Source organism: Bacteroidales bacterium (genome assembly GCA_023229505.1).
Lineage (GTDB): Bacteria > Bacteroidota > Bacteroidia > Bacteroidales > JAGOPY01 > JAGOPY01.
In genome coordinates this window covers 38903-51865 of the sequence record JALNZD010000006.1, presented here as the reverse complement: position 1 = coordinate 51865, position 12963 = coordinate 38903, and the positions used below count along the sequence as shown (strand labels likewise).

Below are 12963 nucleotides of genomic sequence, written 5' to 3'. Positions count from 1 at the left end.
GGTTAAATGTATTCTATTTCAAGAATGAATTCGCCTTCATAATTTCCAGGGCGTGCATTGTTGATGTCCACCCGCCCGCCAACCCACAGGTAGTATTGTCCTTCTTCATTGAATTGAAGTATGCGATCGGGTGCGTTCAGGATTTCGGATGCTTGCTTGTTATCTGACCAGAAACCGCTTAAAACATAATAAAAAATAAGGGTCCCCTGCCCTGAGGTGTTTACCAGCACAGTCTGGTTCGGAGAGGTAATTCGCATCTGCGCATTGGCCCGGCCCTTTACCAGCAACTCCCCCGCATTCATATCGGTGACGGGCGAGATATTCACTATCCCGTTTTCGGCAAAGGATCCATCAACATTCATCTCTTTGATGGTCACCAACTCAATCTCGCTGATTTCCAACACGGTAGCCGATGCAGTGATGCTGACAGCCTCCTGGGCATGAAGGTTTGAGAAAAATAAAAGAGACAAGACGAAGGAGAACAGCCTGAATATGGACTTTTTCATGTTTGAATAATCAGTTTAATGACTTCATTTGTTTCTTTGGTTTTCATACGCACGAAGTAAATACCCGATTTTTTACCGCAGCTATACCATATCATGTTGTGTATGCCGGCTTCGAAATACCTGTTGGCCACCACCACTTCCAGTTTTTGTCCGCAAAGATCGAAGATTTCAAGGGTCACGTTCGCGGCCAAGGGCAGGCTGAAGCGCAGGGTGGTGCTGTTGCTGAAAGGATTGGGATAGTTTTGCAGCAGCTTTGCCTGTGGCGCCATGTACGCGGGATTATCGACGTAGGTGCCTTTTTGAATTATGATGGAAAATGGTGGCAGTTGGTTGGTACTCTTGAGCGTACTTTTTTGGGAAACAGGATTAATAATGCTGACGGGCAGCGTGGGGACGCTTATTGAATCCGTGGTCGCTGCGCTGCTTTTAGTACTATAGAATTCGAAGTCGTAGTTTTGATTGTGGCTCATGGAGATGGCTTTCTCCCTTTGGTTATCGTGCAGGCTGATGGCCCAGTCCGCCGGCCAGTCGGGTGGCAGTTCCCAATGCAGGGTGTAGTTTCCGTCCAGACTTTGGCTATGCTGCTGACCGCCAACAAAGAGGGGAAGATCGAGAAAATCCGGCTTGTCAACAGGGAGGTTGTTGATCACCAGCGGCATGGTGTGTGAAGGAGAAGATAAGGTAAACAACTCCAGCCAGGAATCAGAAGGCGGCTCAAGACGGTAGGCATCCCAGGTATCGGGCCCTACTTTGGCATCTGCCATGAATGAAATAATCGCGGTACTTTGCAACCCGCCGGCATTCAGGCTGAGGTTAATGGCAGAGGGGTTGGGGCCGGCTTGTTGTGATTTTACAGAACTGCCACCGCCGTGAAATGTGCCGCCGGATGTCAACACACTATTTGTAAAACTCAGCCCCGGGACGGCTGCAGATGCATGCACCCAGAAGGCCTGGTAGGGGGCGATCAGTCCATTGTCTAAAGAACCGTTATGGCCATTCCAAACCTTGTATTCGCCGTTCCCGGAGTTGGCTCCGGGATCCCAGATATAGATGTTGTTATCCAGGTTAATTTTGGTCCATCCGGTCGGGGCATCCCAGTTGAGGGTGGAATAAGTGGGGTTTCCCAGCAGGTTCCAGCCCTCATCGCTGATATTCGTATCATAAAAGATGGTATCGCCAGGGCCTGTGTTTATTTGTCCTCCTGCCCTGGGAGAAAAGGTTACGGGCTGATTTCCACCACCGAAGGAGAAGGTTCCGCTGGTATAATTAGCGTTTCCTCCGGTGCTCATCTTGCGGGGCAAAGTGTCGTTGTAGGCGCCGGAAACCGAATCAAATACAAAGAAGAATTGGCCGCGTCCGGGGGTAATGCTGTTAGTGAGGTTGCCCATAGTACGCCAGCTCATATTGGTAGTGAGGGTATCGGTTTCATCAAACCAAAGACAGTTGGGTTGGTTGAGCGGATAAGTGGAACCGGTAGCCCCCTGCGTGATAAACCCGCTGAGCAGGTCCCCGTAACTGGTGGCAGTAGGCGAGGAGATCATACGCCAACCTCTTGAGCCTTCGAACACCACATATATTTCTTTTGACAGTGTCCAGATATGATCATCAAAGACAGTCGGAAAATAAGAGATATTAAGGTTTGAAATTCCAATCCATTTGTCAATAGTACTGCCATTTGTTTTCTCATGTGCATCAATTTCCGGTATACCCGCCTGATAATCCCACAAGAACAAATCGGCTTCCGGATTGGCGTTGAGTTCGCTATCAAGGTAATGCAGGTTTAATATTACGGTATTGTCGCATTCTCCTGTACGCACAATATCATATATCCGAAGGATAGCATCCGTTTTCCATGAAGGCGCCGAGCCGATGGTGATTTTCACGCTGATATCATCCGGTAATGTTCCCCCAGCCTGAAAGTCAATTGTTGTGTACTGATTCCCAAAGGTGTATGAAGTGGCGGCAACCAGGGTTGTCCGTTTAACAATCCCTGTAACATCACCTGCTCCGATAGTAGTGGCACTGCTTCCCATAGTCAGAATTGAACTACTGCCCATGTCAAGACTGCCTTTTAATGATGATGGGTTTGCGCTTTGAAGATACAAAATGCCATTTACAGAAAAATCGCCACTTGCAGTAACTCCGCCGGTCCCATCAATCGTCATATTATTAACTGCCCCTGTGAAAATGGAGGCAGGAAGAGTTATTGCGCTTGAATTAGTAAAAGCAAGGGTTGCACCGGCATTGCCGGCATCAATGGTACCACTTGTTCTGGCAGGAGAATTTCCTGCTATTGTCAATGTACCGGTTCCCAAGGTCAATGCGCCATTCGAAAGATCAAGTACCCAGTTTATATCCAGGTCTCCGTTGAGCGAAACTCCGGAACTGTTATTAAGCGTAAAGTTATATACGCTATTATCCGTAAACGCTCCGGAGCTTATCGATTGGGCAATGCTGCCGGTAAAAGCAATGGTCGAATTGGATGACCCGGCATCGATTTGCCCGCCATTTGTAAGCAAAAGGCTTCCGTTCACCGATAACCGGTATCCATTCAGTACCATTTTATCAACAGGCTGGTTGATGATTAAATTGCCGATTATTCTGTCTCCATCCAGGTAACAATCCCGGTCGGGATCATTATCAAATAATATATTTTCTCCGGCCAGGGGCACAGTCCCGTCTGTCCAGTTGGTGTCATTCGCAAAATCAGTGCTGATCGAGCCCTTCCATTTCCGCAGGATTTTCTCCCAGGCGCCCATACAGGGAGGCTCCCCCCTTGGCGCGCCACCGAAATCCGTCGTGATACCGGAAATTGTTATCCCGGTAAGGTGTATATTGACTTTATAATCTGTCGCAACCGTTGAACCGGCATTGAAAAAGCTTGGGTCGGTGTTTAAGCTGTTGGTATCCTGCCCGGCAATAAGTGGTAGTGTAATAACATTCGCACCGTTGTAATAGCCCAATACCCCGCCGGTACCCGGAGCATAGTAATCGTTATAACCAAGTATCAAATTAGGACTAGCTGCATTGTTAAAGTAAGCGGCATAATGCAAACTTGTACCACCTGTGGTTGAACGGGCATTCACCAGGATGTTATTTCTGAAATTACGTGTGTTTGCAGTAACAATACTATATAAAGAGTATGACTTATTGGTTCCTGAACCCAAACTTCCCCCAATATATACCGTATTAAAATAGAGATTGTTATTGTGGTCTTCTGCCCCCGCTTCGGAGATGCCATAAATGGTTGTTTTTGTATTTCCGCCTAAACTTATGATATTGTTGGAGTAGGTAGCAACGCTTGAGGCTATCTTGATACCATACACTGAAGCTGTAGTAGAAGTAGCTCCTTCTACCGTTAAGCTATGGATAAAATTATCCGAAACAACATTGGCACCAGTGGAGCCGGTAAAATACAAACCAACAACGTTGCCGGCGAAAGAAGCGTAAGTATTGGATAAATTGTAAATTGTATTTCCGGATACGGTCTTTAGTGTTGCACCGGTTAGTGCGATTCCGCAAACAGAGGCTGTATTGGTTGCTTTATTATTGGCATTGGCTATGGTCAAATCATGGATGGTATTATGAGATATGGTATTTGTACCATTTGTAGATACAATACCATTGATACGCCCTGCTGTGCCGGCAGTCGCATTGGTTGTACTATTTTTAAGATTGGCTATCGTATTGTTGTTTATGGTGATAGTATCAGTTCCTGTAGAATAAATTCCAAAAACACTTTGGGCGTTACCTGTACTGGCTGAGCTGGCTTGGATACTGTTGGCCGTGGTGGTGCTTCCTATCGTATTGTTGCTGATGGTGGTGGTTCCTGCTACGGCGGTCTTATTTATCCCGTATATGTTACTTGCAAAAGCAGCAGTATCATTAGCGGCAGTGATGGAGCCAATGGTGTTGTTTTGGCAATCGACAGTTCCTGCACTTGCGATATTAATTCCATATACATTCGCAGCGGTTGCGCTACCGGTTACCGTAATGGAGCCTGCACCGGTTGCAGCCCCAATGGCATTACCGGTGACCGTGCCAACGTTTACATTACCTGCCGCAATATTAATCCCTGTCCATGTTGCGTTCCCGGAATTGCTCCATGCCATGTTTTGGATGGTATTATTTTGAACATTGCTCGCCGTGCCGGTTCCAACATTCAAATTAATAGCAGTGAAAACATTACTGAAAGCGTTCGTCTTCGTCCAGGCGGTACCGCCAGCCGAAGGAGCATTTCCACCTATAAAGTTTCCGCTTACGGTAAGGTCGGTTGAAGTAATAGCTGAAGCATTTATGGCCGTGTATGCAACAGAAGCAGTTGGTACGAAAGATGCTGTTTCATACAGACTATTTCCCGTAATAGTCCATGTGATATTATAGCCGGCAAGATTTATACCATTTGAAGCCGTTCCATTCTTTAGAAAATCATAAATATTATTGTTGCTGATGGTGTTTCCGCTGTTTTCAAAGCCTGCCGACCCCGCTGAATATATGGCATTTATAGGTCTGCCGGCCGCATCGCTTGTAATATTGTTATTGTCAATTGTGTTTCCATCATTTCCATTGCCGGCTGTGGCTGTTGAGAAAAAGATGACCCCCATTGTGGCACTTGTTTCTGAACCTTTAATAGTGCAATATTTCACGTTATTGTTTTCGGCAGAGTTGATAAACCGTATCGTTGAAGTTCCTGCTGTGGCTGATGTGTTGGTATTGGTGATTATCATGTCCTTTACTGAACCTGTTGCATTTACCCTTCCATCGATGGTTACATTACCGGCTCCATTGATATCAATCAGGGGTGCAGCCAGATTTCCCGTTTCGGTAATTCCGGTAACAGTGGGATAGATGTTTACTGAGGTATAATTTGATGTGCCCCCGGCACCGGTATATCCGCTCTGATAAAGCACAGCCGAAGTAGTTTCGGTGATGTTTGCATTTATTCTAAGTTCAAGTGCATCTATATGCGTTCCATCGTTGATCCTATCAAAAGCATCTTTCAACCGGGGGTAGGCAGATTGAAAAACTCCTGATTTGTAAACATCTACATATAAAACTAATGTTCCTTCAAAAGCACCCATCGTGGGTGTATTTGCTCTGTTATTTAATAAATAATCTGTTGGTATAGTGCTAATTTTAGTTCCAGCTAAATTACCGGAAGAAGGTATATAATCCGTTGCGGTTGTACCTCCCGCATTTGCAAAAACGGGGTCGATGGCTAAACTATTAGCATCAAACCCTGTTATAAGTGGGAGTGTGGTTACATTCGCAGCGTTGTAATATCCTAATACGCCGCCGGTACCCGGAGCATAATAATCGTTATAATCAAATGTTAATCTAGTGATAACCGCATAGTTAAAATAAGCGGCATAATGCAAACTTGCACCATCTGTGGTTGAACGGGCATTTTCAAAAATGTTATTTCTGAAATTGCGAGTATTTGCAGAAGAGTTACTATATAAAGCATAGGACTTATTCGTAGCCCCCGAACTCAAACTTCCCCCAATATACACCGTGTTAAAATAGAGGTTGTTATTGTTGTTTGCTACCCCTGTTTCGTAAATACCATAAATGTTAGTGGCCGTATTTCCGCCTAAATTGATGATATTGTTGTAGTAGGTAGTAACACCTGCGGCTATCTTGATACCATACACTTTAGCAGCAACAGAAGAAGCGCCGGTTACCGACAAGCTATGGATAAAATTACCCGAAACAACATTGGCACCTGTGCTGCCGGTAAAATACAAACCAACAACGTTCCCTGCGAAAGCATCGTAGGTATTGGATAAATTGTAAATTGTATTTCCGGATACGGTTTTTAACGTAGCACCGGTCAGTGCGATACCGCAAGCAGAGGCCGTATTGGTTGCAGAAGTATTCGCATTGGCAATACTTAGATCCCGGATAGTATTATTAGAAATAGTATTCGTACCAGATGTAGATTTAATACCATTAATAATCCCTGCTGTGGCGGCAGTTGGATTGTTAGTGCTATTGGTCAGATTGGATATAGTATTGTTGTTTATGGTGAGCGTCCCGGTTCCGGCAGAACTAATTCCAATAACACTTTGGGCGTTAGCTGTACTGGCTGAGCTTGCATTGATACTGCTGGCTGTTGTAATGCTTCCAACCGTATTATTACTAATAGTTATTATCCCTGCGCCGGTCTTATTTATCCCGTATATGTTACTTGCAAAATTAGCAGTATCATTAGCGGCAGTAATGGAGCCAATGGTGTTGTTTTGGCAATCGACAGTTCCTTCACTTGCGATATTAATTCCATACACATTCGTACCGGTTGCTGAACCGGTTATCAGAACTGATTCTATGCCTGTTGCAGAACCAATGATATTGCCCGTGGCAGTGCCAATATTTACCGAACCTGCAATAATATTAATACCTTGCCATGGATTAGTGCTGGTGCTGGTATAATTAAAGTTTTTAATGGTGTTGTTTTGGACTGATGATGCCGTGGTATCCCCAACATTCAGGTAAATACCCCGAAACAGATGGGCAACACCGGCGCTTACAGTTAATGGAGAGCCTCCGCACTGTGCCGCCTGACCACCAATGTAATTACCCGAGACAATGAAATTATTCCCGGAAGTATTAACTACCCTGATAGCATTATATGTACGGGCTCCGGTGGGTATAAAAGTTGTTGTTTCATAAAAACTATTTCCGGAAATGGTCCAGTCGGTAGTAAATCCGGCGAGTTGAATTCCGTAAGAGTTTGAGGCTGTGCGCCAAACATCGTAAATGTTATTGTTGCTGATGGTGTTCCCGCTGTTTTCAAAGCCTGTCGACCCTGCTGAATATATTGCATTTATAGGCCTTCCGGCCGCATCGCTTATAATATCGTTATTGTCAATTGTGTTTCCGTCGTTTCCATTGCCGGCTGTGGCTGTTGAGAAAAAGATGATCCCCTTTGTTGTACTTGTTTCTGCACCTTTAATGGTGCAATCTTGTACGGTATTGTTTTCGGCAGAGTTGATAAACCGGATTGTTGATGCCGAAGTTCCCGCGTTTGTGTTGGTGATTGTCAGGTCTTTTACTGCACCAGTTGCATTCACCCTTCCATCGATAGTCACATTATCGGCGCCGTTCAGGTTGATGAGAGGTCCGGCAAAAGTTCCGCTAATGGTAATACCTGTTGCAGTGGGATATAGGGTAAGCGTAGTCCAGTCTCCTGCATTTAAACTATTTGCACCTGTTTCAGTATTTGAACTCTTCGCAATAGTGATAATAATTGTATTCCCTGACTGATTTTGCGCGTTTATTGCTGCAAAAGCACCTGACGCCTTGGTTAATGATGCGTAGTATCCATCTGCACCTGTTGAACCGGAAACAGCTATAATATCTCCAGTGAGAACTGTTACGCTGGTTGTAGCCGTTACTTCTCCACAACCACCCAATGCTGCTATCGTGTAAGTTACCGTGTAAATTCCTGCAGTACTTGCACTTGTAATAGTACCTGTCAAAGCATTTATAGATAAACCAGCCGGTGAAGCTGTATAAGTACCACCAGCAGTACCTGTTAGAGTGACGCTCTGTGGCAATTCCGACATATAGAATGGCGACCCTGCATAGTATATAGTAGCTGTTGGTAAAGTTGTTATGGTTATAGTGCTTGATGCAATCACTTCAACACAACCACCTGATGCAGCTATTGTATTTGTTACTGTATAAATACCTGCTGTACTTGCGGATAAGTTTACCTCACCGGTTACATCACTTACAAAGACTAAACCGGCTGTTGATGAAAATGTTCCTGCTACTCCTCCACCACTAAATGTCGGGGATGGATTTGCTGCATTCTGGCAGTATGGAGTGCCTGTATAACTAAATGTTGCTATTGGCAAAGTTGTTATTGTTACAGTGCGTATAACCTGTGCAGATGGACCGTTGCAACCGTTGGCAGTTACCTGTATATCTACACTTCCTGAGAACCCATTTGCCCAGGTCATAACACCGGTTGTGGGGTCAAGGCTTCCTGCTGAGCCATTGCTCAAACTCCAGTTAAATCCTGTATTGTTTGTCGCCGTTGTTGCATAGGTAGTTGTGGTAGTTCCATCGGTCAACTGACATGTAGGTTCTGTTCCCTCGGATATTGTAATGGCGGTTGGCGTGCCTACTGTTGGAGTTACCGTTACTGTTGCCGTTCCTGATATTGTATTTGAGCATGCCGGTGCAGATTGATAAACGACACTTACTAAATTGTAAGCAAATGCTCCCGCAGTAGTTGTTGGAGCGGCCACAGTTGCTGAATCGCTTGCGTCAACGTTTATTGTCGTTTGATTAGCCCCGTTTATATCATATGTAATTGTAACGGGCAAATTTTGAGGATTGGTGAATGTTATGTTCGGAGAAGTTGCGTTTTGACAAACCGTGGTTGTTCCACTGATCGTTGCTGTTGGAGTTGCATAATAATTTACTGTAACATCTGCCGTACTTGGGGTACAGGTTTCGTTACTGATGGTCCAGCGGTATACATAGGTTCCATAGGCAGTGGCGGTGGCTGTCGATGAACCGGAGGTAGAATCACTAAAGGTTGTTGTACCGGGACCGGAAACCTGACTCCATGCTCCTGTGCCAACGACCGGGGTATTTCCGCCCAATGCTCCACTTACCAGCACACCGCAATAGTTTAGTGGTGTTGTGCTGATTGTCGCGGTAGTTGGAACGGAATTCACCGTCATTGTAATACTATTACTGGTAGCAGGAGAACCGGTCGCACATGCCAAACTTGTGGTCATGACACAAGTAATGATATCGCCCTGAACCAACGAAGTTGTGGTGTAAACATTAGAAACTTCGCCGTAAATATTACTACCATTATTTTTCCATTGGTAATTCGGAGTAGCCCCGCCATTAGTGGCTACTGCTGTAAAAGTCACACTCGTCCCCTGACAGATTGTATTTCCCGGATTAGCGGAAATACTGACACTGGCCGGCACGCTTGTTCCAACAACCATCGTAATGGTATTTGATGTGGCAGGCGAACCGGTAATACAACTTGAAATACTCGAAGTCATTACACAGCTTATCGTATTGCCGTTAGCCAGCGTATTATTTGAATAAGTAGGACTATTTGTTCCGACATTTCCTCCGTTTAATTTCCATTGATAAGATGGTGTGGCTCCTCCGTTTGTGGGAGTTGCCGTAAAGGTGACGTTAGTGCCACTACAAATAGAATTTCCGGTACTGGCCGATATACTTACACTGGCGGTAACACTGGTGTTTACTGTTGCAACGACAGAAGTACGCGGGTTGCTTGTACATCCGGCATTGGTTGCTTCAACATAATATGTAGTAGTGGAGGATATTGTTGGAGTTGTATAACTTGTGCCGGTTCCTAATGAAGACCCTCCTGTTAAGTTGGCATACCAGTTTATGGTTGAACCTGAATTAGCAGTAGCTCCCAGGGTAACTGTTCCTGTTCCACAAACCGAACCCGGGGTTGTTCCTGTAATACCCGCAGTGGTGGTAATGCTTACAGGGTTGGAGGCAACGCTGCAATTAGGATTGTCTAAACTCGCTGTAGTCTCAGCTACAAGAAACCGAAACTCATCCCCATAAGCCGGATTAGTACTCGTATAGGTAGAATCATTTGCTCCGGATATATCGTTCCAGGTCACTCCGTTATCTGTACTTTTTTGCCATTGATATTCAGGGGTTAAATAATCACTGGCAATTAAATTCGCGGTCATGGTTACAGGTAAACCAGGACAAACAGGCAATGTGGTATTAATTGTTATATCAATCTCCGGTCCGCACGCCCGCATTAATATGTTATCAAGAGCAATGTCATTACCAATTCCTCCGGTAGAATTATTTCGCATGGTAAGGGTAAGAGAAGTCTGGCCTGTGTCCGTTCTGAAAGTAAAACCATACGTTTTCCATGAGCCATCATTCATAATATTCCCGGTATTTAAAGCAACTCTTCCATCCAGCATGAAGTCAACATTTGGTAAAATGGAATAGTAGTTTCCTTGTCCGTCTTTCGGGAAGTAGTTTAAATAATCCGAACCATTAGGCACCCAATTGGCTGCATATAAGTTAATCATTTCCGAACGGAACTCATACCTGGTATTTTCACAAAGATTAGTAAGTACTTCAGTATAAAATACACCCGGGGTGTAGCTGGCATTCACAATATACATATCGCCGATGCCAGGGGTTGAGCTGCGGTCTTCGGTATATAGCCAAACGTCAGTGCCCATTACTTGCTGAGGGGTACGATACATCCCTGCAGTTGAGTTTGCTATTATATAATTACTATCAGGAATTGCATTACCAATCAAACCATAGATATAATTTGTATATGCGCCAAGAGGGTATCCTAATACTACTCCGGGAAATAACGCCTGATCGGGTGTCTGATAATTATTAGTAGAAGTTGTTCCGAAGTCGCTGTTGGTGAAAAAATTCAAACCCGGCTGCCCGTTACAGGTCGCTAAATCAATGATAATCCCCGTTTCATTAACAATCACGGTCCGGGTATCGGTAATCTGAGCGCTACATCCACCGGAAGTAGTAGTTGCCAAAACATTGTATTGCGTTGATGTAGTAGGATTAACTGCGGCAAAACTGATAGAGCTGCCCGTTCCTGCAACCGGTGAACCGATTGGTGTCGTTCCGGTTCTAAGCTGGTAATTAACATTCGTCTGACTGCCGGAAAGAGTAAGTGTACTGCTTCCGCTAACACTAACAAGTCCCGGGCTGGCGCTTAAAGTGTAGGATATATTGATAATTTGCAGGGTCAAAGTAGCTGCATTGGAGGTTTGGCCACATCCTCCACTTAAAACACATCGGTATTGATAGGCATTATTTGAAGGAATAGTACCTGTTAAAGTTAGCGTTGAAGTTGTCCAACCTGCATAACCAGGCTCTGCTCCTGCTGCGGTAATGTTGGCCCATGATCCTCCATTGTTAGTGCTCACTTGCCATTGGTACGAAGGGCTGCCGGAAGCCACAACAGAGAACGATGTACCTGCCCCCGAGCAGATGGTGACATTCGATGGATGGGTCGTAATACAAGTTGAAAGGACGGTTACAGTGGCTGTACTTGTTTGTTGTACGCTACAGCCGGTTGTTGCATTGGTTGCAAGCACATTGTATGTTGTGGTTGAACCAGGGCTTACGGGTGCAAAACTGATAGCCGATCCGGTCCCTGCTACTGCGGAACCCACTGGCGTGGTAACGATCCGTAACTGATAATTAACGCCGGTTTGGCTCCCCGAGAGTGATAGCGTTGAACTCGATCCGTTATAGATAGTCGAAGGGGTGGCGGTTAGAGTATAGGTAACGGTTGGAAGAGGATTTACTGTTAAATTACTTCCGTTGTCTGTTCCCGTTATAACAGGATTACTACTCACAACACGTATTCTGTAAGCTGTTCCTGTTAGTGTACCTGATGGAATGGTACCGGAAATAGTTCCTGCAGTGGTTTGTGTTAGCGAACCTATAGCCACTGGCGAAGTAAAGCCTCCACTCGCATCAGATAACTGAGCGGTGAAAATGTTTCCCGAGGTAAAGGTCCCGGTGATGGTAAAAGGAACGGAAACCGCAGCCCCGGCACAAAATGGCGAGCCGGATATTGTTCCTGTTGTAATAGTTTGCTTCGGTTTTAGTGCGATTAATATCCCTCCATTTCTTTCTGCTGATGAAAGGGTTGCTGCTCCTGCGCCAGTGGCTCCAGAAGCTGCTTTAATTGCCCAAGCTGCTCCGACTGATGCAGTTGTACCAACATTATTATCGTATAGTTCAGTCAACGCACCAGGGGATGTAGTAGTCCATCCGGACCAGGTGGGTGCTGTAGAAGCTGCCATACCAAACATAATCACTGCGGCATAGGTAGTGGCAGTTGTTATAGTAGTAGCTCCTACTGCGGTACTACTAGCAGAAGAAACTAAAATAGTCCCGGGAGTAACGTCAAAAGGAGTTGCCCCCGAAACATCAACACCATAGAATGCAACAATAGAACCGACAGCGGAAGTTGTACCTGTACCCAATGCAAATGTATAACTAGTTGGTTCTGATGCACCTGCCACTTTATATAAAACGGCACCATAGCGTGCTGTCCCCCCACCAAGACTTACACCATTAATAAGCGTCCAGCCGCTTAAGGAGGGAGCCGTTGTGTTATTGCCAACCTTGGCAATATTCACAATCATAACGTCTCCTGTAACAACGCCAGTTGGCTTACTGATCGTAACATTTGTATTGGTGGTAGTTCCAGTCGTCGATGTTCCACGCTGTGTTATTGCAGCAAATGCATTATTCGTTAGAAATAAATTTACAATCACAAATACAATTGCAAAAAAGCTTCGCAAGAGTATTTTTTTCATGAGGTTTTGTTTTTGAGTGAGCAGAAGTGAAGCACACACGGCCGGGGAAGGGTAACTTAAAGTTCTCCCCGTTTTTAAACCCCGGATTAAAAAATATAAATCATTAT

General features: G+C 45.1%; 2 protein-coding genes. Both read right to left on the bottom strand.

The window, feature by feature from the left end; genetic code table 11:
- Positions 1-2 precede the first annotated feature (2 nt).
- Complete coding sequence (locus tag M0Q51_03640) at positions 3-506, bottom strand: DUF4402 domain-containing protein (GenBank protein MCK9399077.1); 504 nt, start codon at positions 504-506, stop codon at positions 3-5.
- A complete protein-coding gene (locus tag M0Q51_03635) occupies positions 503-12856 on the bottom strand; it encodes a T9SS type A sorting domain-containing protein (protein MCK9399076.1) in 12354 nt (4117 codons plus the stop codon). The genes M0Q51_03640 and M0Q51_03635 overlap by 4 nt, the downstream gene beginning before the upstream one ends.
- Between the last annotated feature and the right edge of the window lie 107 nt (positions 12857-12963).